This window comes from Enterococcus mediterraneensis, from assembly GCF_900604485.1.
Taxonomy (GTDB): Bacteria; Bacillota; Bacilli; order Lactobacillales; family Enterococcaceae; genus Enterococcus_C; species Enterococcus_C mediterraneensis.
Window position 1 is genome coordinate 1650114 of the sequence record NZ_UWOP01000001.1, and the last position, 25446, is coordinate 1675559.

Here is a 25446-nt window from a genome sequence, read left to right on the forward strand (position 1 = left end):
ATTTAGTTGTAAGTTTAAATAGTTTGCAAGCTTGTATTTTAAACTAATATTAGTATGAATCGATTCTTTGGATAAAAATTTCCGAAAGTATGTTTAGGAAGGGTGTCTGAAGAAAGCGGCCCAATTATTTTTAACGAATAAAAAGTGAAAGAGGGAAAAATATGAAAAAAAAATTAATGTTCATTGGTGCTCTACTTGTTTTGGTTGCTGTTGCATTAGTTGGGTTTAATCGCTATCAAGCTGCCCAAAAAGAAAAATTTACAATTGATTTCTGGTCTCCATTGACTGGTGACGATGGTGCTTATATGGATCAAATCGTAAAAGAGTTTAATGAACAGTCAGATTCAGAATATACGATAAATCATGTTATTACGTCAGATATGTACACAAAACTAAGTACAGTTGTCAGTTCAAAAAGCGGGATTCCCGATTTGACATTGATGCATTCCTATAAAGTCGAGGAGTTTGTTAATTCTGATATTTTAGACTCAGCGGAACAACTGATGTCCTACCAACCGAATCTACAAGAAAGCAATTATTTAGATACTGCTTGGAATGCAGGACAAGTTGAAGGGACTCAATACACTATTCCATTAGATATCCATGCAAGTGCTATGTACTACAATACAGATCTTTTAGAAAAATACGGAGTTACTTCATGGTTAGACGATGATATCGTGACATTTGATGAGATGATGTCATTAGCTGGAAAAATGGAAGAGGGAGACTATGTAGTAAATAATGCGCTGTTATCTTGGGTGATTTTGGCCCAAATCCGCAACTTGGGTGGGGATATCTCTGATAATTCCGGAAATCCAACAGTGAATACACCTGAAATGAAAGAAGCTTTGGAAAAAATAAAAGCGTTAACAGACGCAGGGCTGATGACACCATACGGAGAAGATGGATACCTAATGTTCCAAGGTGGAAATGTTTTATTTTCAACAGATGGTACTTGGACATCCACTGCTCATGATGCCGTTGAAGGTTTGAATTGGGGTGTTACGAATATTTATTCTACTTCGGATGAAATTGCAACAAACAGAGCTGCATCTCACATGTTTGGTATGTTGAAGAGTGAAGCAAGGACAGAAGAAAAAGAAGAAGTTATTGCGAAATTCTTGGAATTCGTTCGGACAAATTCAATCGAATGGGCGAAAGCCGGTCAGATAGTAGCAAGTAATGATATTCTTGAAAGTGACGACTATAAAGAATATCCACAATCATTCTTTACATCAACACCTGAAGAAGAAGAAACCCTGTACATCTTCGATTATATTTATTTCTCATATGTATTAGAAGCATTAGATGTATATTGTACAGATATCGCATATGGAGAATTAGATATAGATGAAGGGCTGGCAACAATGCAACAGTATGTGGAAGACAAAATTGCGGAAGTTGCGAAGTAAAGAACGAAGGGGGGATGGATTCATCCCCTTTCTGATTTTCGAAGGGAATGACAGAAATGAAAAATAAAAAAATCAATTGGACTTCTATGGCGTTTATCGGACCACACATGCTCCTTTTTATTATCTTTGTATGCATTCCAACCATTTACGGGATTTATGCATCCTTCACACAATGGAACTTGATTTCAGATCCTGTTTGGGTAGGTTTCAATAATTACAGAACATTGCTGTTTGATAGTTCGTCAACATTCTACACGCAATTTTGGAACGGCCTGAAAAATACTTTTATCTTTGTATTGATCATGGTACCGTTGCAAATAATTATCCCGTTGCTGATCGCTGCAGCTCTGCAACATAAAAAAGTACAATTCAAAGGTTTCTTTCAAGCAATTCTATATATTCCAGGTTTGATTTCAGTTTCCGCTGGTTCATTAATCTGGACACTTATTTTTCACTCACGATTAGGTGCAGTTAATAATCTCTTCGGTTTTGATTTTTCATGGGCTTCTAGACAACCATATGCATGGATTTTGATTTTTGTTGTCAGCATCTGGGGAGCGATTGGTGGAAATATGATTATTTACCGTTCAGCTCTATCCGGTGTAAATGAAGATCTTTACGAGGCTGCTGAGATTGACGGAGCAGGACCTGTGCAGAAGTTTTTCAATGTAACGTTGCCATCCATACGTTTTCCCTTATTGTACACAGTTGTGATGACAACCGCAGGTGCGTTCAATGTTTTTGCGCAACCATTAATGATGACTGGCGGTGGACCGAATCAGAGTACAACCGTTTTGATGATGTATATCCGTTCATTGGCATTTAGCCAAGGTGAGTCGATTGCCGGAATGGCATCTGCAATGGCTGTCATTTTAGGAATAATCATTATGTGCGTATCAGTGTTCCAGTATTTCTTACTTGATAGAAGCAATACTTGAGGAGGAAAGGGAATGAATATAAAAAAGCAAGATATTTCGAGTATAGAGGAAATGAATATTGAAAAACAAAATATTTCAAGCGTAAAGGGAATGAATATAAAAAAACAAAATATTTCGAGCGCATTAGTTGCTTATGCATTTCTGATCATCTTATGTGTTATTTGGGTCATTCCGCTGATTTTTAGTTTTGCGACTTCTTTTCGTTCTCAGACAGAGATTGTTTCATCAGGATTTCGCTTATTGCCTGTGAATTGGATTTTAGATAACTATGTAGCGATCCTGACAAATACATCGACAGCCCCCATCCTGCAATGGCTTTCTAATTCACTCTTTATTGCGGTCAGCCATTCGATTCTAGTTGTGATCGTCGTAGCAGTCACGGCTTACGGATATGGCCGAATGCGGTTTAGATATAGAGATCGCCTTTTCTATATCTTAATGGGAATCTCGATGTTTCCTGGCGTTGTTAATCTGATCCCATCATATAAAATTATTGAAACGTTTGGTTGGGTAAACTCTTCACTTGCCATGATCATTCCAGGTTTAGCCGGTATGGGGAATATTTTTCTCGTAAGACAATTTATGAAAGGGATACCGCTGGAGTTTGATGAGTCTGCTCGTATGGACGGTGCCAATGAATTTACGATTTTTTCAGAGATTATTGTGCCCTTAATAAAACCGGTTCTTATTGTTGTCGGCCTTTTTTCATTTACAGGATCATGGAATGACTTTTTATGGCCGGTTATTGTTTATACGGATGTTAGAAAAATGCCGATTACAGCGGGACTTTTATTGTTACAAGATATCTATGGGAATTACCGAATGATCGGTCAATTAATGGGGTCTGCATTGATTGCTATTATTCCCACAGTGTTGTTGTTTTTATTCGCTCAAAAATACTTTATTGAATCAATGAATCTAAATGCAGGTATCAAAGGGTAGGGATGACTATGCAAAGAAAACTAGAAAGAAATCTATTACGGTTTAGTGCCAGTTGGGATATCTGCATTGGATTGATCACAATGTTTGCCTATTATCCGTGGTTTGAAGAGCAGGGAATAACTGCTTTTCAACAAGTTGGTCGGTATGATTATTTGAATTCTAGTTTAGTAGGAATGATCTCAAAAGTAGTAATGATCGTTGCTTTAGCTACGATCCTGATCGGTATCATAAGTTGGATCAATGCGGCAAGTATGAAGAATAACAAGATCGAGAAGAGGATAATATATTGGCTTTTAGCTTGTGTGGTCATTCATCTATTGATTTATGATGTCATTGGGATCATTTTATATTTAGTTACTTTCGTTATCTATAATTCAAGAAATAAAGCATTAAAAATGTTGAAAGCAAAAAACAGTTATTCTTAAGAAGGTGAGAGACATATGGCAGAAAATTACGTGAAACCTATTGTACTTGAGCGAGCGGATCCATGGATCTACAAGCATTCCGATGGCTACTATTATTTTACGGGATCCAAACCTGGTTATCAGGAAATTGAGATCCGTAGAGCAAAAAAACTAAGTGATTTAGAGAATGGGGAATCAAAAGTTGTTTGGACTGCTCATGAACAAGGTCCGATGAGTCAGTTGATCTGGGCCCCTGAACTCCATTTTATACATGGAAAGTGGTATATCTATTTTGCAGCCTCCGATGATGCAAAGGTAAGAGATGAACAACATCATCATCGAATGTATGTAATCGAAAACAGCAATGAGGATCCTTTTGAAGGAACGTGGCAAGAAAAAGGTCAGATCAAAACTCAATTTGAAAGCTTCAGTTTAGACGCTACCGTTTTTGAGCATCGGAATAAGTTGTATTATGTTTGGGCGCAACTAGATCCTAATATTCCTGGAAATTCAAATCTTTATTTATCAGAGATGCAGAACCCTTGGACTCTAAAAGGAAAACAAATCCTTTTAAGTATGCCGACTTATGATTGGGAAAAGAGAGGTTTCATGGTCAATGAAGCACCCGCTGTTATTTTGAGAAATGGAAAAGTGTTCATTACTTATTCTGCCAGTGCGACTGATGAAAATTATGCAATGGGACTACTATGGGCTAATGAGGAAAGTGATCTGTTAAACGGATATTCATGGCACAAAGAAAAAGAACCGGTCTTTTCAAGTTCGGAAAGAAACTCTCTTTATGGACCTGGACACAATTCTTTTACAATTGACGAAGAAAACATTCGAGATGTTCTTGTTTACCATGCTCGTCCAGAGAAAAACAAAACTGGTGATCCTCTTGAAAATCCCAATAGACATGCTTATATTCAGATATTTTCTTGGGATGAAAACGGTATGCCGGTTTTTGGAGAACCTGGAACTGTCAGCGGCGTATTAAGCGGCGTATAAAATGAAAGGATAGAGATGACTCTAAATAAAATAAAATCGATCATACGGACACTCCCCATTTTATTAAGCAGTTTCTTATTCATGGGTTGTCAATTAAGCAGAGATGTGAGTGCGCTTCCGCAAAATGAGTGGACAACTACAAATCAAGCAAGAGTATCGATCCATGACCCGTCAGTTACTTCAATTAAAGATGACCAAGGAAATGAAATTTTTTATCTTTTTGGTTCTCATATCGCACAAGCGAAAACGGAAGATTTCTTAGCTTGGGAGGTACCCTTCGTTAATGAGTATGAGAATATGGATGACAACCTTTTGTTTGGAAAAACAAAAGAAAATCTTGCAGAAACTTTTAAATGGGCCGGATATGATGATGCTGATTCGGCTGGCGGATTTAATATCTGGGCGCCAGACGTAATCTGGAATGATTCCTATGAATGGAGCGACGGTTCGAAGGGCGCCTACATGCTTTATTATTCTGCTAGCTCAACATGGCGAAGATCTGCGATTGGGTTTGCTGTAGCCAAAACGATCGAAGGACCTTATACCTACGATTCAACGATAGTTTATTCAGGATTCACTGAAAAAGATTCAACTGATGGTAGTGAACGAAATACAAACTATGGCAACACGAATTTAAAAAGATTGATAGATGACAAGAGTATCAATGGGTTTAGCGAGAAATGGGTAATCGAAGATGGGCTGACCTACAATACGGATTATGCACCAAATGCTATTGATCCGGCTCTTTTCTACGATGAAGATGGTAGATTATGGATGACTTACGGATCATGGTCTGGAGGTATTTACATTCTAGAACTCGATCCTAAGAACGGTCAACCAATTTATCCAGGAGAAGACGGCTTAACAAGTGACGGAAGGACGATCGATCGCTATTTCGGTACGAAACTATCGGGCGGTTATCATCAATCTGGAGAAGGCGCGTATATTGTTTATGATGAAGATACAGATTATTATTATCTTTTTGTGACTTATGGAGGGCTTTCGGCAAAAGGCGGCTATAATATGCGGCTTTTTAGATCTGAATCTCCAGAAGGACCATATTTAGATGCCAAAGGCAATTCTCCTATTATTGAAAAAGGGGAACAAAATATCAAGTATGGCATTAAATTAATGGGCAACTACCAATTTGCACATCAGAGGACCGGCTTCAGAGCGGCAGGCCATAATTCCGTAATTATTGATGAAAATGGGGATTGGTATCTGGTTTTTCATACTCGCTTCAATAATGGGTCAGAAGTACACGAGGTTCGTGTTCATTCAATGTACATGAACGAAGACGGATGGCCAGTACCTGCTCCGTTTGAATACCGGGATAATGAAGAAATCGCAGAAAATATGAAAGATTCTCAAATTGCTGGCAGGTATGAAATAATCAACCATGGAACTGATAACGGAAAAACAATGATAAAATCACAAGTTATTGAATTACTGGAAAATGGAGAAATCAAAGGAGATCTCTCAGGAAAGTGGTCTCATTCAAAAGGTGCTATTACTCTGACCATCGGGGAAAACATTTTTAAAGGAACTTTATTAGAACAACAAATTGATGCGACTGGAGAACGAACATCTCTTACTTTTTCAACGATAGGCAATAATAACGAGTCTATTTGGGGAAATAAACAGGATTAGGAGTGTAAGAAAAAATGACAATCAAAGTATTAAATACAAAATCAGACGTTACTATCAGCAAATATATCTATGGACACTTCTCTGAACATCTAGGCAGATGTATTTATGAAGGGCTTTACGTGGGAGAGGATTCTACGATCCCAAACAAAAACGGAATGCGAACAGATGTCGTAGAAGCCTTGAAGAACATAAAAATACCTGTGCTGCGTTGGCCAGGAGGATGCTTTGCGGATGAATACCATTGGAAAGATGGAATTGGACCTAAAGAAAAGCGCAAAACTATTGTTAACACTCATTGGGGCGGCGTGACGGAAAACAACCATTTCGGAACCCATGAGTTTTTTGAACTAATCAAACAATTAGAATGCGATGCCTATGTGAATGGGAATGTTGGGAGCGGCACGGTCCAAGAGATGTCTGAATGGGTCGAATACATCACTATGAATGGTATCTCCCCAATGGCTGATTGGCGTCGTGAAAATGGACAAGATGAATCTTGGAATATGAAATTTTTTGGTGTCGGTAATGAAAACTGGGGTTGTGGGGGGAATATGCGTCCTGAATATTACGCAGATCTTTATCGACGTTACCAAACTTATGTACGTCAATATGGAGACCAAAAGATTTATAAAGTCGCTGGTGGGGCAAATGTCGATGATTATCACTGGACAGAAACATTGATGAAGAACGCTCACTGGTTGATGGACGGTCTGAGTCTCCACTATTATGTTCATCCACAAGGTTGGGAAAAAAAAGGAAGTGCTTTAGAATTTGACGAGGCTGAATGGTTTGTGACATGTGAAAAAGCAGCTTATATGGATGAATTGATCACTCGCCATAGCGCCATCATGGATCAATACGATCCAGAAAAACGTGTGGGGATTATCGTCGATGAATGGGGAACTTGGTTTACTGCTGAACCAGGGACCAATCCTGGTTTCTTATATCAACAAAACACAATTCGGGATGCCATGGTAGCAGCTATCACCCTAAATATATTCCACAAACATGCGGAACGGGTCCATATGGCAAACATCGCTCAAACGGTCAATGTCTTACAGGCAATGATTTTGACAGATGGAGAAAAAATGATTAAAACGCCAAGTTATCATGTTTTTGATCTGTATAAAGTTCATCAGGATGCCCAACGAGTTGAAAGTCATGGGGAAGTCGGAGATACAATCACTTACACGATCTCGAAACAAAAGGATACAATTCATTTGTCGATCTGCAACTTCGCAGTTTCAGGTTCGGAGAAAATCAATTTCGGTTTTGAGACAGCAATTAAACATGTGAAAGAGGCACGTTATATTGTTGGAGATAAGATGAATGCTCATAATGATTTTGATCATCCAGAAGATATCTCGATTCAGACTTTTGATGATTACCAAACAAACAATAATGGATTAACAGTTAATGTACCAGCAATGAGTGTTTTGACAATTTCTATAGAGGTCTAAAGATGTCTTGCAAAGGGTGCGACATCAAAGAAACAGCATCGTCAGTCAATGTAGATTTATTGATTGAAGAGCAGTTATCTATTGAAGTCGATCTTGCTGCTTCTGATGTCGTTCAAAAACGAATCGCCATTTGTGAAAACTGCCCATTTCGGTTAAATCATACTTGTACAAAATGCGGCTGCTTTTACAAATTTCGTGCGCATCTATCAAAAAAATACTGTCCTGCAGGAATGTGGGAAAAAATACTGGGAAAAACAGGGCAGATCAGTAACTGACTGCTCTGTTTACTTTTAGGCGACAGTTTTTAAAAATGATAGTGGTTGGAAAGAAGACAGCTCACTCAGAAACATCATCAGTGGTTTTCCCAAAAAATTATTAGAGCTATAGATGAGAGTTTAAAGGAAATTACGCAAATAAAAAAATTATCTAACACAAAGGAGAGCTTATGGACTGGAAAAATGGTGTTCACGATCCCACTATTATAGAAAAAGATGGGATCTATTATTTGTACTCTACTGATACTCAAAACCCTAAAACAGCTGGGATCCCTATACGTACTTCTGATGATTTGAAACATTGGAAATTTGAAAAACAAGCCTTGTCTCAAATGCCGCAAACAGCAATTCATTGGAGTCGAGCTGAAGGCCTTTGGGCACCAGAAGTGGTTGAGTATCAGGGAGAATACCGAATGTACTATTCCGCGTCTACATTCGGCAGCACAACTTCTCTTATCGGACTTGCCACAGCAAAGCATCCTTTAGGACCATGGACGGATCAAGGAGAACTTATTAAGACAAATGCTGAATTAGCAGATCATAATGCGATCGATGCAAATATAGCATTTGATCGTTTTGACAAACAGTGGCTGGTTTACGGCTCCTTTTTTGGTGGAATCTATATTACGCAGATTGATAAAGACACTGGCAAATTAGTTGAAGAAGGATACGGTAAGAAAATTGCTCAACGACCAGCTACAGTTGACACTGCAATCGAAGGGCCGTTTGTCTATTATCATCCTGAAACAGATTACTATTATCTATTTGTCTCATTTGACTCCTTGCATGATACGTATAATATTCGCGTTGCCAGAGCAAAGGAAATCACTGGACCTTATCTGGATTGGAACGGCGTATCGTTAACGGAACAGGAAGTTAAGCCAGAAAAAGTCGGCACTAAGCTGTTGGGGAGTTATCGTTTTATGGGAGAACCGATATTGTATGCGCCGGGGCATAATTCAATTTTCAAACGCTCAGACCAAGAGCTGTTTATGATTTATCATGCGCGCCGCAAGCCTTTTAGCGCAGACTTCTTTTTAGAAATCAGAAAATTATATTGGTTGGAAAGCGGCTGGCCAGTGGTTTCAGCGACCTCTTATGAAAAATCCGAAGCATGGATACCTGAAAAAGATGATTTGATAGGAAAATGGGAAATTATTCAATTTAATTCCTATTCTCATCCGATCACCTCTGAGATCGTGACGATTTCAGAAGTTGTACAAAAAGGCAAAAGCTATCACTGGGGAAATCGAGAATTAACCGCTTATTATGAGGAGCAAAGAGGAGAAAGCCATATGTATCTATCAGGAATCGATCACAAAGGCTGCGCATTTATCGGTAAGAAACTTTCTTAAGATGAATAGACGGGTGTCGGCGATTGGGATGCATATATTCAATCAAAGTTTTACAGGTAAAAGATACCTCACAAGTAGTCTCTCAAAAGAAGAGATATCGTAAATATCAACAATAGCATCGCTATATAGCTTGTTTTTAATCAGTATGCTGTCTGTTTTGAGATTTTTTTAGATCATAATGATTCGAAAAAATAAAGTTTATTAGAAGGGAAGATAGTATGAAAGAATTTGATTTAAAAAGTATAGAACTCCAAGATGATTTTTGGCTAGAGTATCAGCGGATTGTTCGAGAAAAAACAATTCCTTACCAATATCAAGTTTTAAATGATGCGATCGATATCGATGTCCAAGCAGAGCGCAATGATCCAACCCTTCCCATGGGAAAAAGCCACGCTTTGGCAAATTTCCGAATCGCTGCTAAACAAGAAGAGGGGATGCATTTTGGTTGGTTTTTTCAAGACAGTGATGTCTATAAATGGTTAGAATCCGCATCCTATAGTTTATCAAACTATGCAGACCGGAAATTAGAAGAAAAAATGGATGAAGTAATTGCTTTGATTGCTTCAGCTCAAGAAGAAGACGGTTATTTAAATACATTTTTTCAATTGACCCGTCCAAATCTGAAGTATCGTCAATTATATTTTAGTCATGAACTGTATTGTGCTGGTCATTTGATAGAAGCCGCGATCGCATATGATCAAGCTACTGGTAAGAAAACCTTATTGGAAGTTGCTCAAAAAACATTGCGAACATCATGAAATATTTCGGCTCAGAGCCAAATCAGATTCAGGGAGCTGATGGACATCAAGAAATCGAACTTGCTCTTGTACGATTATACGAGCATACACAAAAGATGGAATATTTGGAGCTGGCGGACTTCTTTTTAGAAGTTCGCGGAAAAGACCCCGCCTTTTATCAAAAAGAGGTTGAGGATAATCTAGCACGAGGATTATCAGAAGAAAATCCGCTTATCGATTTGGATTATCTGCAAGCGTATGATCAACCAAAAAATCAACGACATGCTAAAGGTCATGCTGTACGTATGCTGTATATGGCTAGCGGAATGGCAAAGGTTGCTCAGTATACACGAAACAGTACATTATTGGAAGCTTGTAAAGAAATTTGGACAGATATCGTTTGTAAAAAGATGTACGTAACTGGCGGAGTCGGTTCGACTGTCCATGGGGAAGCCTTTGTTGGAGCCTATGATTTACCAAACGACACGATGTACTGTGAAACATGTGCCGCGATTGCATTGGTCAACTTCTCCTTTGATATGTTTAAACTAACTAAAGAGCATAAGTATTTGGAAAGCCTTGAGAGAGCACTTTATAATGGTGTTTTATCTGGAGCGGCTATTGACGGCAAGCACTTTTTCTATGTCAATCCACTTGAAGTAAGTCCCGAAAGCTGTAGGCATAACCCCGATAAGGGACACGTAAAGACAAAACGCCCAGATTGGTTAGGGTGCGCTTGCTGTCCACCTAATTTTGCTCGTCTCATTGAATCGATGCAACGCTTCATTTATACGCAAGATACGAACGCGCTGTATGTCAATCTCTTTACAGCAAGTAAATTAAAGCAAAATGAGTCGTTTGAAATTCAACAAATCGGTGATTTTCCTTTTGCTGGACATCTTGAACTCAGATATAACGGATTCCCGCAAAAAGTTATTGTTCGGAAACCCAGCTGGCTCAAAGATTTAACAATCAGTAGCTCAAACAAATGGCAGGAAGAAGAGGAAGTGATTATCTTTGAAAAGACTGATTCCTTTAATGCAATATTGACATTTGAACAACCAGTACAAATAATTTATGCAAATCCGTTAGTGTCACAAGATGTCAATCAAGTCGCTATTCAGCGAGGTCCTTTTATTTACTGTTTAGAAGAGGCTGATAATGGATCCCAGCTTTGGCGCTGCCGGATTGCTCCCGATGAACTGTCTACTATTTATGAAGAAAATGCTTCACTGTTAAAACGCACCATAACACTAACAATTAACGGGTATCAGACGGAACATTGGCAAACTAGCCAGTTGTATGGGCCAATCAGTGAGAAAGTTACTCCTCGCAAGTGGCAACTGATCCCTTACCACCTTTGGGGAAATCGGGATGAAGGCGAGATGCGTCTGTGGTTACCACGGTTAAGTATCAGCTAGAGTCAGTTAAGAAGAAAATCATTAAAAAACTTTAGCGAAAACTAGGGATAGAAAATATCAGGTGAATGAAGAAAAATTTGATACCTGGATAAAATACAGACCAAGTTCAGTTGTTTCTTACTGCTACATTGATATCCAAAATCCCATTCTCGTTTTTCAAAACCAGCAGATGGGAACTCTGGTTAAAATCTAAGGTGATCTGATTGCCGAGAAACATCTTGTCGTATTCCGAGGTATAAACGGTAAAGACATTGCTTTCTAATGGAATGGTGAAAGGCGCTAATTTGTCCTCTACAACAACAATCTGGAAACGATCGCCAATCATACAGCAACCTTCTGCTGTGGAAAATTGATTTGATCCGTCGTTCAGTGTCAAAAGAAATGTTTTTGCCTTGCTCAATTTAGATATTAAGAATATTTGTGCCGCATCTGTAATGGTTAAATTCATAGTGATTCTCCTTTTTGATAAAACAACGGTGGTTCTTAAAAAGATTTTTGTAATAAAAAACGACAGAAATACCAGAGACGGCTTTCTATCGTTTATTTAGATTCAAGTTGTTCGCGCAATCAGTTTTTGCTTCGTTGAATATCTAAAACAGTTCCAGTCTTGGCGTCTGCTAGAAATTCATAAGTCACCAATTGTCCGTCTTCTAAACGAGTGATCCCGCCTGTATACCCTTGAGAATGGACGGCAAACTTGCGTAATGGCTGTTTTTCAAAATTAATCCATGAACCTTCTATCGGTCCTTCTCGTAAAAATGCTTCTTTGACGTTTAACAGCACATCGTCTGGTGAGAGCAGTTGTTTTTTCTTGAACCATAAGGCAGAAGCCGCGCCACCTAATAGACCCATGCCCATTCCTAATGCTAAGCCGCCTTTAAAATAGTTTAATTGATTGTCATTATTCATAGGTGTTCCTCCTTATGTCGAAACCGGCAAATCAGTGATGATGTTGACTGATCGATTCATTAATATTTTACCATAAAAATAAAAAATGTTGAGAGGAAGGCTCTTGTTTTTCTTTTTTTACGTTATAATGAAGGTGTTTTTTATACGATTAAGTAATTTTAATAAGGGAGGAATTGCCTGATTTTCTTTCAGGCGAGCTATTAATGGAAGAAAGAACGTTTCAACGAATCAAAGAATTGACAGAACTGCAAGGAACAAGCGGTTTTGAACATGATGTCAGAGAATATATGCGGGAAAAAATCACTCCGTTAGTAGATGAAGTCCAACAAGACGGTTTGGGCGGTCTTTTTGGCATTCGTCATCACGAGGATGCTGATGCACCGCGGGTAATGGTAGCTGCCCACATGGACGAAGTCGGATTTATGCTGACACAGATCACTGATCGCGGGTTATTCAAAGTAGTACCATTAGGCGGTTGGAATCCATACGTTGTTTCCGCACAACGCTTTACGTTAAAAACAGCCGGCGGTAAAAACTATCCATGTATTTCTGCATCGATCCCGCCGCATTTGTTACGAGGAACAGCTGGTCAAAAATCATTGGAAGTAACTGATGTGTTATTTGATGCTGGCTTCGAATCAAGAGAAGAAGCAGAAAGTTTCGGGGTAAAACCTGGTGATACGATCGTTCCTCAAACTGAAACCGTAAAAACCGCTAATGGGAAAAATATCATTTCTAAAGCTTGGGACAATCGCTATGGTTGTACCGTTGTGTTAGAAGCTCTGGAAGCATTGAAAGAAGAAAAATTGGGACATACACTGATTGCCGGTGCCAATGTTCAAGAAGAAGTCGGCTTGCGGGGCTCTAAAGTTTCTACCACAAAATTCAAACCAGATCTGTTTTTTGCCGTGGATTGTTCAGCAGCAGATGACATCACCACAAAAAATGGCACATACGGTCATTTAGGAGAAGGGACATTGATGCGCATCTACGATCCAGGTTTGATCATGCTGCCTCGTTTGCGGGAATATCTTTTGGATACAGCGGAAAGCAACAATATTCCTTATCAATACTTTGTTTCTAAAGGCGGAACAGATGCCGGAGCCGCACACCTGTCTAACGAAGGGATCCCAAGTACAGTTATTGGTGTAGTCGGCCGCTACATCCATACTCATCAAACAATGTTCAGCATTGCAGATTTCGATGCTGCTCGAGAAATGCTGATCCAAACATTAAAAGGATTGGATAAATCCACAGTCGATACGATCGTCCGGGGATAAACTCAGTTCTGTTTAAAAAGAATACCGTGAAGCTCCTATGTTGAGGGACTTTGCGGTATTCTTTTTTTGTTCATTAAATAAAAAGTTTTTTTGTTTTTAAGCATAATTTTTGCTGTAAATGGAAAACAAGCGTAACATAATAGGTGTAACAGAGAAATAAAAAGGAGGGAACACTTATGCATTGGTTATGGGTATTGATTGTAGGTGCTATTATTGGATTGATTGCAGGAGCTATTACAAATAAGGGCGGATCAATGGGCTGGATTGCAAATATTGTTGCTGGTTTAGTTGGATCTGCAGTAGGCCAAGCATTGTTGGGCACATGGGGTCCTCAGGTTGCTGGAATGGCTATTATACCGTCAATCATCGGCGCTGTGATCGTTGTAGCAATTGTGGCATTTTTCTTAGGCCGTTCAAAAGGTTAGGACTGAAAAATGATTATTGCTGTAACAACAAAGAGACTGTAACGTAAATTCAAAGTTATTCAAAATATCCGAACTATATGGATCTTTCGTTATACTTTTTTGACGAAGGATTGCTGCAAAACAGGAGCGATATAGTTCGGGTAGAAGGATAGCTTAGAGTATTTACGGTACAGCCTCTTTTTTTTGTATGCACTATTTGCAAAGCAGAATAGTTCCAAAATCATTTTTTTGTCTGTATAATTGTTCAGGTAGAAATTGGAGGAATGAGAATGGAAACAAAAGCAGTTGTCATCAACCACTATGGGCACGTTGATCAATTAACAGATGCAACGGTAGAATTACCGGAATTAAAAGAAAAACAGGTGCTGGTAAAAGTCAAAGCGTCTTCCGTCAATCCCATCGATTGGAAATTACGAGAAGGCTATCTGGCAAAAATGTTTCCGTGGCAATTCCCGATCATTTTAGGCTGGGATGTAGCCGGGGAGATCACAGCAATCGGCGATCAAGTAACAGATTGGCAAGTAGGAGACCTTGTTTTTGCTCGTCCAGAAACGACTCGGTTTGGTACCTATGCGGAATATACGATCGTAGATGAAGACCTTTTGGCGAAAAAACCAGAAGAAATCTCATTTGCTGAAGCGGCCGCCGTACCATTAGCTGGTTTGACAGCTTATCAAGCTCTGTTTATGCACGGAAAATTAAAAGAAGGCGAAAAAGTCTTGATCCATGCCGGTGCAGGCGGAGTCGGACTATTTGCGATCCAATTCGCAAAAAATGCGGGGGCTTATGTGATCACCACTGCCAGTCAAAAAAATCATGCCCTTTTAAAAGAATTGGGTGCAGATGAAGTCATCGATTACCGAACAGATGATTTTTCTGAGATTTTAACAGATATTGATCTAGTGATCGATACGATGGGCGGCGAAGTGCAAGTGAAAAGCTTCGATGTGTTGAAAGAACATGGACGCTTGATCTCGATCGTTGGTCTGGCAGACGAAACATTAGGAAAAGATAAAGGTATCGAAGCCAAAAGCATCTGGCTGAAGCCTGACGGCAAGCAATTGCAAGAAGTCGCTGATTTATTGGCGCAAGGCAAAGTCTGCAGTATCGTTGGGGAATCCTTCCCGCTGACTGCAGAAGGCGTCCGTAAAGCGCATGAACTAAGCGAAACACATCATGCAAAAGGAAAAATCGTTTTATTGAACGATTAGCGGCAAATGAAAGAAGAGATCGGAACATAAGTCAAGACTGATCAAAATTATCCGAACGGAACAAAATTTTACCAATACCATATAGTCATAATCCGTTAGTACATGGTATGGTAAAACGCCCGTCGTTCGAGTATTTATTAGTCTGCTGGACTTGTGTGTCGATCTTTTTTATTTTTTCTTATCTGGCATCCGATACAAGTTAAAAATAACAAATAATATTTTTAGGAAGAAAACTTTATACTAGATTTTATTAGGAAAAACATGAGATTTGAATGGTTTCATAATGAATTTATCCTAAAAATAAATAGCAAGATATTGCACGTTGTTTAAATTCAGAATAAGATGTGGGGAGTGTAATTTAATAATTATAATTATTTAAACATTTAAGGAGGAATCATATGAATCAAAAGCAACTTCGCTGGTCATCGGTAGGGCTGATTGCTTTTAGTATGGTCTGGGGACTGGGAAATGTCGTTAATAACTACGCGCAACAAGGAATTTCGGTTGTTACTTCCTGGTTACTGATTTTAGCACTATACTTTATCCCTTACGCGTTGATCGTGGGACAATTAGGCTCGACATTCAAAGAAAGCAAGGGGGGCGTCAGCTCTTGGGTGGAAAATACTTCCACGAAACGGTTGGCCTATTATGCCGCATGGACATATTGGGTCGTTCACATTCCGTATTTGGCGCAAAAACCGCAAACGATCTTGATCGCACTCGGTTGGGCAGTCAAAGGTGACGGAACGATGGTTTCTGCCATGCCGATCAAATTAGTGGCAATTATTAGTTTGTTGATTTTCTTATTATTTTTATATCTTTCTACCAAAGGACTATCAACATTGAAGGTGATAGGTGGATTAGCCGGGACCGCAATGTTCGTTATGTCGATTTTATTTATCTTGTTGGCAGTCGGTGCGCCAGCAGTAAACTCTGGTATGAAATTAGCAACACCTGACATGGGAAGTTTGAGTACGTATATTCCTAAATTCAATTTTTCTTATTTTACAACGATCTCAATGTTAGTATTTGCTGTAGGTGGAGCTGAAAAAATCTCCCCTTATGTCAATCAAACAAAAAATCCTGCAAAAGAATTTCCTCGTGGGATGATCTTTTTGGCAGCTATGGTCGGCGTCAGCGCGATCTTAGGTTCTATTGCGATGGGTATGCTGTTTGCCAGCAATAATATTCCAGAAGACTTGATGACTAATGGCGCATACAGTGCCTTTCAACAGTTGGGTAATTACTATGGCATCGGCAATACGTTGATGATCATCTATGCGTTGACGAATACAGTAGGACAAATTTCCGCATTGGCATTTTCGATCGATGCACCGTTACGGATCTTATTGGCGGATGCTGATCCGATGTTTGTGCCGGAATGGCTGCGGAAACGCACAGCAAAAGGGACATTGCGCAATGGGTATCTATTGACAGGTATCTTAGTTGGTGCGATCATCTTATTGCCGATCTTAGGTATCGGCAATATGGACGAGTTGGTCAAATGGATGACTAACCTTAATTCTGTTGTAATGCCGTTGCGTTACTTGTGGGTATTCTTTGCCTACATGATGTTGAACAAAGCTTGGAAGAATTTCCAATCTGAGTATAAATTCTTGAAAAATCCAAAACTTGGTTTTCTTGCGGGAGCTTGGTGCTTTGCTTTCACTGCCTTTGCTTGTATTTTAGGGATGGTTCCTAAAATAGATTATGCTGCTGATCCAAAAGCTTGGTGGTTCCAAATGATTTCTAATATCTTGACACCGATCGTGTTGATCCTATTAGGAATGATCTTGCCAGCTATCGCACGCCGTGACAAAAATAAATCGGTTCCTGTCAACCAATTAGGTAAGGTATAACAAAACAGCAGCGGCGTTTTCCTGCCGCTGCTGTTTTTCTAAAAATTTGAGGAAACAGCTGTTACAAAAAGAGATTGAAAAGAACGATAAGAAAGGGATGGAAAAATGGTAAAACAGAAACGAGATCTGACGAAAATGAAGACGCCTCATACGTACGTCATCATTTTTATCGTTGTGGTGGCGGCTTGGCTATTGACTTTTGCCGTGCCTGCCGGAAAATTCAGCACAACGGATGTCCAATACAAAGATGCAAATGGCGAAACATCGACACGGACCGTTTTGAAACAGTCGACATTTCGTTATGATTATCCAATGGACAAAGCGTTCGTCTATGACAAATTAGAAGAGATCGCTCAAGATCCTCAAGAATTAGCTAAGTTGAATGTAACGGAAAAAGATGTACAAACAGTGCTGAAGGAAGGCGAGAAGAATCTCGATCAAGAAAAACTTGACGCGATCTCCCTGAAAGATGATACGCTGTACGACTTATACGGGGATAAAATCTACGATAAATCTCACAAGCTCCACAAAACTGCCAAAGTTTGGGGGACGGATGATTTTGGCGGCTTCGGCTTCCTTAACTTTGTTTTTGAAGGATTGGTTTCCGGTGACAAATACGGCTCAGCTGTCGGGATCGCCGCGCTGATTCTAGTCGTTGGGGGAGCATTTGGGATCATCATGCGAACTGGCGCCATCGACGCTGCTATTTATGCCTTTATTTCTAAAACCCGCGGTCTAGAAAAATTTGCTATCCCGCTGTTGTTTTTCGCGTTTTCTTTAGGGGGCGCGACATTTGGTATGGCAGAAGAAGTGATTCCTTTTTCAATGGTGATGGTGCCTTTTGTGATCGCGTTGGGATATGATTCCATCGTTGCGGTCACAGTGACTTATGTGGCCTCGCAAGTCGGAAACGCGACTTCTTGGATGAGTCCATTTAGTGTGGCAGTAGCGCAAGGGATCGCTGGTATCCCGGTTCTTTCCGGTGCAACGTTCCGATTGATCATGTGGGTGACCATAACAGCTTTATCAGCCGGTTATTTGATGATCTACGCAGAACGAATCCGAAAAAATCCACTGCGCTCAGAAGTATATGAATCAGATGAATATTTCCGTAATCATTTAGAAAAAACCGCCAATGAAAACAAACCATTCTTACTTGGTCATAAGTTGATCTTAGTAGAAATGTTGGCGGTATTGATCTGGATCATTTGGGGCGTGACCCAAAAAGGCTATTACATTCCAGAAATCGCATCACAATTCTTTGTCATGGGATTAGCAGCCGGGATCACCGCTGTTTTATTTAAACTGGACATGGGCTGGAACGATATTGCGAAAAGTTTCCAAAACGGCGCGGCTGATCTAGCCGGAACAGCTATCGTTGTAGGGATGGCAAAAGGGATCCTTTTGGTATTGGGTGGATCAGAACCTAATGTCGCGTCTGCGCTGAACACGATCTTACACAGTATCAGCGGACTGTTATCAGGTGTTCCTTCAATGATCGGTGCTTGGGTGATGTATATCTTCCAAAGCCTGTTCAATCTGGTAGTGACATCTAATTCAGGACAAGCAGCATTAACGATGCCGATCATGGCACCATTAGCAGATTTGATCCAAGTACCGCGTCAAATCGCTGTCTTGGCTTATCAATTAGGTGCGGGCTTTGTGGACGCCTTTACGCCGGTTTCCGCAAGTTTGATTGGTGTTTTAGGTGTAGCACGTATCGAATGGATCAAATGGGCGAAATTCCAAATCAAGATGCAAGGTTTCTTCTTCGTGCTGGGTACGATTTTTATCATGATCGCCATTATGATCGGCTTACAATAATCAATAAAAGAAAGCATGACCTGAGTCTGCTGGTTGAAGGAACTTTGACTGGCAACGGCTTGAGTCGTGCTTTTTTCTCTTGTATGATTTCGAACAAGCAGAAATCATGCGCTTTCTTGGTTGCTCTTATATACTTAATTACTGAAAAATAGAGGAGGACAAGAAATGAATTATCGTGTACTGCTGTTTTATAACTATACCCATATTGCTGATCCAGCGGCATTTGCTGAAGAACATCGAAAATTTTGCGAAACATTAGGGATCAAAGGCCGCATTTTAGTGGCGGAAGAAGGGATCAATGGCACATTATCCGGTACGATCGCCGCGACTGATCAATATATGGAACAGATGAAGGCAGATCCGCGTTTTGCCGATACGTACTTTAAAATGGACGACAGCGAAGGACATGCCTTTAAAAAATTATTCGTTCGTCCGCGAAAAGAATTGGTGGCACTGCACCTGGAAGAAGATATCGATCCTCGGCAATTAACAGGGAACTATCTTGAACCAGCAGAATTCAAAGAAGCATTATTGGCAGAAGATACCGTAGTCATCGATGCCAGAAATGATTATGAATATGATCTGGGACATTTTCGTGGTGCGATCCGTCCAGAGATCCGTAATTTCCGAGAATTGCCTGCATGGATCCGAGAAAATAAAGAACAGTTCATGGACAAGAAAATCGTCACTTACTGTACGGGCGGTATCCGCTGTGAGAAATTTTCCGGCTGGCTGTTAAGAGAAGGATTCGAGGATGTCGCGCAACTGCATGGCGGCATCGCGGCTTACGGAAAAGATCCTCGGACACAAGGAGAGCTTTGGGATGGCAAAATGTATGTGTTCGACGAACGGATCAGTGTGGAGATCAATCAAGTAGACAAACAGATCGTAGGGAAGGAATGGTTTGACGGCACGCCTTGCGAGCGCTACATCAATTGCAGCAACCCGGAATGCAATCGTCAGATCCTAGTATCAGAGGCCAATGAAGAAAAATATCTGGGGGCTTGTTCTTATGAATGTGCCTGTCATGAGAAAAATCGGTATGCGTTGACTCACAGCCTTACAGAAGAGGAACGGAATCGACGTCTAAGAGCCATTGCACCGGCTTCATACGCATAAAAGAGAGAAAGTTTCAGCGGATAGATCCTATCCCTGAAACTTTTTTTGTGGGCTCTGATGAAATTTCTAAAACTTAGTGAATTCTTTCCCATTTCGTACTATAATACCTCTAGTTGAGAAGCATTCTCATTTCCTGAAAGGAGCCGTAAATGAAAACCATCGATTTATCCAAAACATTATATGAGTTAGTCACCACTTATCCAGAAATCAAAGAAATCATGTACTCATTGGGCTTTGAAGCCATCGCAAAACCGGGCATGCTGCAAACAGCGGGACGTTATATGACGATCCCTAAAGGTGCCCAGATGAAAAAAATACCTCTTTCCACCGTCATCGCGGCATTTGAAGCCCGTGGATTTGAAATAAAAGGAGCAAACTAATGGACGATACAGCAAAACAACGACAAACACGGATCGTAGAGATCTTATCTTTATTGCACGAAGGCGGTTCTTTTGAAGAAGCCAAACGATTATTTAATGAAGAATTTGATGGCGTGGATGTCACTGAGATCACCGCGGCAGAAAAAGCATTGATCCAAGGAGGATTGAATCCTAGTGAGATCCAACGATTGTGCAATATCCACGCGGCCGTTTTCAAAGGTTCTATCAATGAGATCCACCGTTCCAATTATGAGCACGAACAGCCGGGACATCCTGTCCATACATTGAAATTGGAAAACCAAGTTCTGCAGTCCTTGTTAACTGACGAGATCGATGGTGTCCTAGCGAAAATCAAAAAAGGCGACTGGGAACAAAAAGAACGTCTTTTAGCGGCGCTGACAGATCTATTGCAGATCGACAAGCATTACGCCCGCAAAGAAACCCTGATCTTCTCCTATATGGAAAAATACGGGATTACTGCACCGCCTAAAGTAATGTGGGGTGTAGATGATGATATTCGGGATATGGTCAAAGAATTGATCCAGATGATCCATTCGGAAAAGACAGCTTATAATCCCCTGTCGGAAAAATGGGAAGCAGTCAAAAATGAGATCGAAGAAATGATCTTCAAAGAAGAGGAGATCATGATCCCAATGACACTAGATGTCTTTTCTCTGAAAGATTGGGAGAAGATCGCTGCGGATAGTTTTGATATCGGTTTTGCTTTTATCCCTGAACCGTTGCCATGGAAAGCCAGTGCAGAAGCATTGGAAAAAGAAAGCGAACGGGAACCGGCGCGACAATTGGCGATCAAACAAGCAAAAGAAACGACAGACGGCATCGCGGCTGGTCTGGCAGAAAACACGGTAAAAGCTGAACCATTAGAAACTCACTATGATTGGGAAAATCAATCTTCTGCTGATACGGTGGTTTTACCAACCGGTGTTTTGAAATTCCAACAACTTGCGGCGATCTTCCAAGTGCTGCCGGTAGATCTGACGTATGTCGATCAAGATGACCGTGTCCGTTTTTATTCAGAAGGAAAAAGCCGCGTCTTTCCACGGACGACTTCTGTAATTGGTCGTGAAGTCGTCAACTGTCATCCACCGAAAAGCATGCATATCGTTCAAAAGATCTTAGACGATTTTCGTTCCGGCGCTCGCGACCATGCTGATTTTTGGATCGATATGCGGGGCAAAAAGATCTATATCCGTTATTTTGCACTCCATGATGAAGCGGGAGATTATCTAGGCTGTTTGGAAGTGACGCAAGATATCACCGACATTCAAAAATTGGAAGGTCAAAGCCGGTTGCTGGATCAATAAATAAGTTGATTATTTTTAAGATTGACAGGACTTCTTTAAAAGCTTACCCTTAATAGTAAGAAAGGGGTTGCAATTATGTATTCAGCAAAACCAGAACGTTATGAAAAAATGATCTATAATCGTGTAGGAAATTCAGGACTGAAGTTGCCGGCGATCTCTCTGGGCTTGTGGCACAATTTTGGCGATACCGATCCGTTGGCAAAACAGCGGGAAACGATTTTCGGAGCCTTTGATATGGGGATCACCCACTTTGATCTGGCGAATAATTATGGTCCGCCTGCCGGTTCAGCAGAAGAGAATTTTGGAAAGATCCTGCGGCAAGACATGAAACACTATCGTGATGAAATGATCATTTCATCCAAAGCCGGTTACTATATGTGGCCGGGACCCTATGGCGAGTGGGGCTCAAAGAAAAATCTGATCGCCAGCTGTGATCAAAGCCTGCAACGCTTAGGATTGGATTATGTCGATATCTTTTATCACCATCGTCCAGATCCAGATACACCGATGGAAGAAACAGCGCATGCGCTGGATCTGTTGGTTCGTCAAGGAAAAGCTCTGTACGTAGGGATTTCCAACTATACAGCGGAACAAACGAAAAAGATGTCGCAGATTTTAAAACATCAAGGCACTCCGTTTATCATCCATCAGCCAAGATACAACATGTTTGATCGTTGGATCGAAGACGGATTGACGACGGTGTTGGAAGAAGAACAGATCGGCGCGATCGTTTTTAGTCCTTTAGCGCAAGGTTTGTTGACGGATCGTTACTTGCATGGTATCCCGGAAGATTCCAGAGCCCACCGCTCAGACAGTCCGTTTTTGACAGAAGACAAAGTGGAAGGAACAATTTCAGTAGTCAAAAGACTGAACACTATCGCGGAAAACCGCGGTCAAACGTTAGCGGAAATGGCGATTGCTTGGATCTTACAGCAAAAAACTGTTACCAGCGTATTAGTAGGGGCTTCACGTTTGAGCCAGCTTCAGGATAATGTGAAGGCTTTGGACAACTTGGATTTTTCAGCAGATGAATTGAACGCTATCGAAGAAGTTCTGAAAGAAATGAAGGCGTAATAAAGATAGGTGTTTCTGTGGTGTAAGACTGCGAAACGCCTGTTTTTTTTATTTTGAAAAAACACCAAAATGTTTGTGAAGAACCACTCAATATATTGTATAATAGGCATGGTATTATCATATTTTAATGAAAGAAGGAGTCAGTAGTGAAGGCGTTGATTGTGTATGCTCATCCTAGAAAAGAAAGCTTTTCTTATGCGTTGTTGGAACGGATCCAACAAACACTGGAAAAAAAGGGTGACGAAGTGGTGGTTCGCGATCTTTACCAAATGAATTTCAATCCGGTTTTGGCTGGAGAAGATGCGATCCATATTGAAGATGGACATTTTGTCCGAGAAAACGAGATTTTCCCGGACGATGTGAAAATCGAACAGAAATATATCGAGGAAAGCGATCTATTGATCTATATTTTCCCAAGCTGGTGGAATGGGATGCCGGCGATCATGAAGGGCTATGTCGATCGCGTATTTCAACATGGATTTGCCTACAGTTTTGAATCAGATGAACCGAAAAAACGGTTTTCTGGGAAGAAAGCACTATTTTTCACACCAACTGGACAACCTCAAAATGAAGACGGTACGGATTCGCCTATCGATCGCGCCATCAAGACCGTTACTTCGGAATGGATGTTCAACAGCAACGGAACAGAGGTTTTAGATCATGTCTTTTACGGACGCGTTCCTTATAAAACGCGGGAAGAGCTAGGAGAATATTTAGCGGATGCTCAAAGAAGGATCGAGGAGCTGTAAAATGACCATTAGAAGAACATTTTCGTTAATTGCAGCTTCATTTTTATTGCTGATGACGTTAGCTGCTTGTTCTGCCAATACCAAAAAAGAAACGGTCAAGGCGGATTCGGACAACCAAGAAAAAATCATCAACATGATGGAGATCAATGAGATTTCTTCGATGGATTCCGGCAATGCTCTGGACGGCGGCAGTTTTATCGCTATCACGCAAGTATTTGAAGGACTTTACAATCTTGATGAAAAAGATAATATCATTCCTGGTGTGGCTGAAAAATTGCCGACTATCAGTGAAGACGGATTGACTTACACCGTTCCTTTGCGGAAAAATGCGGTGTGGTCCAATGGTGATCCTGTGACTGCCCATGATTTCGTTTATGCATGGCAACGAGTAGTGACGCCGGAATTCGGTTCACCTAGTTCCTTTTTACTTGCTGATATCAAAAACGCCAATAAAATCTTAGCTGGCGAAGCAAAACCTGATTCATTGGGGGTAAAGGCCAAAGATGATTATACATTGGAAGTGACATTAGAACATCCTGTGGCTTACTTTACCTCAGTGATGACTTTTCCGACACTGTTCCCACAAAATCAAAAATACGTGGAAAAACAAGGAAAAAACTATGCACTGGACAGCGAGCACATGATTTACAACGGGCCTTATCGCTTAGCGGAATGGAAGCACGGCAACCAAAAATGGGTCTATCAAAAAAATGACCGCTATTGGAACAAAGAGCAAAGCAACGTAGAAGCTGTCAACATCCAAGTCGTCAAAGATACCAACTTAGGGATGAATCTTTTCAAAGACGGACAGCTGGATCGCGCTGTTTTGTCAGGAGAGTTTGCCAAGCAGTATAAAAACGATCCTAATTACACGACTCAATTAGATTCTTGGGTCCATACACTGGAATTGAACCAAAAGCGCAATGATCAGGAAACGATTTTTGCGAATAAAGAGATACGACAAGCAATCGGTCTGGCGATCGATCGGGAACATATCGTTAATGAATTATTGGACAATGATTCTCGTGCCGCTTACGGTTTGATCCCTGCTGAATTTGTCAAAAACCCTGAAACAAAAGAAGACTTTCGTAAGGAAAGCGGCAATATCCAAAGTTTTGATACCAAGCAGGCGAAAACGTTATGGAAAAAAGGCTTGGAATCATTAGGAAAAAAAGAAGTGACTCTACAATTGGCGGCATCTGATCAAGATGAAAACAAAGCGATCACAGAGTACCTGCAATATACATTGCAAGAAAATCTGCCAGGATTGACTGTCGAGATCACTTTGTTGCCGGAAAAAAATCTGCTGGATAAAAAACAGACTCATGATTTTGATCTCATGCTGACTCGGCAAGGACCAGATTTTCAAGATCCGACGACATTTTTGAATACGTATCAGTCCGAGGCCTTCAACAATCCTTCTGTTTACAGCAATCCGGCATACGATAAATTGCTGACACAAGCGCAGCAGGAATCGACACAGCTTGAAAAACGTTGGCAGACATTGATCGATGCCGAACATGTCTTATTGGAAGACGCGGCAGTGATCCCGATTTATCAGTCCGCTAATACCGCGCTTTTGCGGGAAAATATCACCGGGATGATCCATCATTTGTTTGGACCGCCTAATTTTTACGGTAAGATCATGCTGAAATAAAATGATAAAAAAACATGAGCTGCAGATTTGCC

At 40.5% G+C, this 25446-nt stretch carries 22 protein-coding genes and 1 pseudogene; 21 read left to right on the forward strand and 2 right to left on the reverse strand.

Going from position 1 to position 25446, the window contains the following annotated elements:
- Positions 1-161 precede the first annotated feature (161 nt).
- The 10 genes and pseudogenes from EFB00_RS08065 to EFB00_RS08110 all read left to right on the forward strand — a co-directional run bounded on the left by EFB00_RS08065 (position 162) and on the right by EFB00_RS08110 (position 11602).
- The gene (locus EFB00_RS08065) at positions 162-1412 is read left to right on the forward strand and encodes an extracellular solute-binding protein (protein WP_122646337.1); all 1251 of its coding nucleotides are present in this window, start codon (positions 162-164) and stop codon (positions 1410-1412) included.
- 47 nt (positions 1413-1459) lie between these two features.
- Positions 1460-2350: a carbohydrate ABC transporter permease gene (locus EFB00_RS08070; RefSeq protein ID WP_122646338.1), complete on the forward strand. Its 891-nt coding sequence runs from the start codon at positions 1460-1462 to the stop codon at positions 2348-2350.
- A 90-nt stretch (positions 2351-2440) separates the two neighbouring features.
- A complete protein-coding gene (locus tag EFB00_RS08075; RefSeq protein ID WP_122647072.1) occupies positions 2441-3292 on the forward strand; it encodes a carbohydrate ABC transporter permease in 852 nt (283 codons plus the stop codon).
- A gap of 8 nt (positions 3293-3300) precedes the next feature.
- Positions 3301-3717, forward strand: a complete 417-nt coding sequence (locus tag EFB00_RS08080) for a hypothetical protein (RefSeq protein ID WP_122647073.1) — start codon at positions 3301-3303, stop codon at positions 3715-3717.
- A gap of 15 nt (positions 3718-3732) precedes the next feature.
- Positions 3733-4704 carry a glycoside hydrolase family 43 protein gene (locus tag EFB00_RS08085; protein ID WP_122646339.1) on the forward strand — a complete coding sequence of 324 codons (972 nt, stop codon included), beginning with the start codon at positions 3733-3735 and terminating at the stop codon, positions 4702-4704.
- An 81-nt stretch (positions 4705-4785) separates the two neighbouring features.
- The gene (locus tag EFB00_RS08090) at positions 4786-6354 is read left to right on the forward strand and encodes a glycoside hydrolase family 43 protein (protein ID WP_241153420.1); all 1569 of its coding nucleotides are present in this window, start codon (positions 4786-4788) and stop codon (positions 6352-6354) included.
- Between the two features lie 14 nt (positions 6355-6368).
- Positions 6369-7814, forward strand: coding sequence for an alpha-N-arabinofuranosidase (locus EFB00_RS08095; protein ID WP_122646341.1), 1446 nt, complete (start codon positions 6369-6371; stop codon positions 7812-7814).
- 2 nt (positions 7815-7816) lie between these two features.
- Entirely contained in the window at positions 7817-8089 is a 273-nt protein-coding gene (locus EFB00_RS08100; protein WP_122646342.1) for a DUF6171 family protein, read from the forward strand.
- A 170-nt stretch (positions 8090-8259) separates the two neighbouring features.
- On the forward strand, positions 8260-9444 hold the full coding sequence (locus tag EFB00_RS08105) for an arabinan endo-1,5-alpha-L-arabinosidase (RefSeq protein ID WP_122646343.1): 1185 nt from the start codon (positions 8260-8262) through the stop codon (positions 9442-9444).
- Positions 9445-9662: 218 nt separating this feature from the next.
- Positions 9663-11602, forward strand: a pseudogene (locus EFB00_RS08110) (glycoside hydrolase family 127 protein).
- A 106-nt stretch (positions 11603-11708) separates the two neighbouring features.
- Here the strand turns inward: EFB00_RS08110 and EFB00_RS08115 are convergent.
- Together EFB00_RS08115 and EFB00_RS08120 are read right to left on the reverse strand one after the other, a co-directional pair.
- The gene (locus tag EFB00_RS08115) at positions 11709-12050 is read right to left on the reverse strand and encodes an iron-sulfur cluster biosynthesis family protein (RefSeq protein WP_122646344.1); all 342 of its coding nucleotides are present in this window, start codon (positions 12048-12050) and stop codon (positions 11709-11711) included.
- Between the two features lie 119 nt (positions 12051-12169).
- A complete protein-coding gene (locus EFB00_RS08120; RefSeq protein ID WP_122646345.1) occupies positions 12170-12511 on the reverse strand; it encodes a hypothetical protein in 342 nt (113 codons plus the stop codon).
- Positions 12512-12714: 203 nt separating this feature from the next.
- On the opposite strand from EFB00_RS08120, the gene pepA reads away from it, so the two are divergent.
- The 11 genes from pepA to EFB00_RS08175 all read left to right on the forward strand — a co-directional run bounded on the left by pepA (position 12715) and on the right by EFB00_RS08175 (position 25414).
- Positions 12715-13791, forward strand: a complete 1077-nt coding sequence (gene pepA / locus EFB00_RS08125; RefSeq protein WP_122646346.1) for a glutamyl aminopeptidase — start codon at positions 12715-12717, stop codon at positions 13789-13791.
- A gap of 176 nt (positions 13792-13967) precedes the next feature.
- Positions 13968-14216 carry a GlsB/YeaQ/YmgE family stress response membrane protein gene (locus EFB00_RS08130; protein ID WP_122646347.1) on the forward strand — a complete coding sequence of 83 codons (249 nt, stop codon included), beginning with the start codon at positions 13968-13970 and terminating at the stop codon, positions 14214-14216.
- 269 nt (positions 14217-14485) lie between these two features.
- Positions 14486-15427, forward strand: coding sequence for an NADP-dependent oxidoreductase (locus EFB00_RS08135; RefSeq protein WP_122646348.1), 942 nt, complete (start codon positions 14486-14488; stop codon positions 15425-15427).
- A 398-nt stretch (positions 15428-15825) separates the two neighbouring features.
- The gene (locus EFB00_RS08140; protein WP_122646349.1) at positions 15826-17286 is read left to right on the forward strand and encodes an APC family permease; all 1461 of its coding nucleotides are present in this window, start codon (positions 15826-15828) and stop codon (positions 17284-17286) included.
- Positions 17287-17391: 105 nt separating this feature from the next.
- The gene (gene yfcC / locus EFB00_RS08145) at positions 17392-19110 is read left to right on the forward strand and encodes a putative basic amino acid antiporter YfcC (RefSeq protein ID WP_122646350.1); all 1719 of its coding nucleotides are present in this window, start codon (positions 17392-17394) and stop codon (positions 19108-19110) included.
- Between the two features lie 165 nt (positions 19111-19275).
- On the forward strand, positions 19276-20229 hold the full coding sequence (gene trhO / locus EFB00_RS08150) for an oxygen-dependent tRNA uridine(34) hydroxylase TrhO (RefSeq protein ID WP_122646351.1): 954 nt from the start codon (positions 19276-19278) through the stop codon (positions 20227-20229).
- A gap of 149 nt (positions 20230-20378) precedes the next feature.
- A complete protein-coding gene (locus EFB00_RS08155; RefSeq protein WP_122646352.1) occupies positions 20379-20609 on the forward strand; it encodes a DUF1858 domain-containing protein in 231 nt (76 codons plus the stop codon).
- Positions 20609-21934, forward strand: coding sequence for a DUF438 domain-containing protein (locus tag EFB00_RS08160; protein WP_122646353.1), 1326 nt, complete (start codon positions 20609-20611; stop codon positions 21932-21934). The genes EFB00_RS08155 and EFB00_RS08160 overlap by 1 nt, the downstream gene beginning before the upstream one ends.
- A gap of 75 nt (positions 21935-22009) precedes the next feature.
- A complete protein-coding gene (gene mgrA, locus EFB00_RS08165) occupies positions 22010-23008 on the forward strand; it encodes an L-glyceraldehyde 3-phosphate reductase (RefSeq protein WP_122646354.1) in 999 nt (332 codons plus the stop codon).
- A 146-nt stretch (positions 23009-23154) separates the two neighbouring features.
- Positions 23155-23757: an NAD(P)H-dependent oxidoreductase gene (locus tag EFB00_RS08170; protein ID WP_122646355.1), complete on the forward strand. Its 603-nt coding sequence runs from the start codon at positions 23155-23157 to the stop codon at positions 23755-23757.
- A 1-nt stretch (position 23758) separates the two neighbouring features.
- The gene (locus EFB00_RS08175; RefSeq protein ID WP_164709450.1) at positions 23759-25414 is read left to right on the forward strand and encodes a peptide ABC transporter substrate-binding protein; all 1656 of its coding nucleotides are present in this window, start codon (positions 23759-23761) and stop codon (positions 25412-25414) included.
- The last annotated feature ends 32 nt before the right edge of the window (positions 25415-25446 follow it).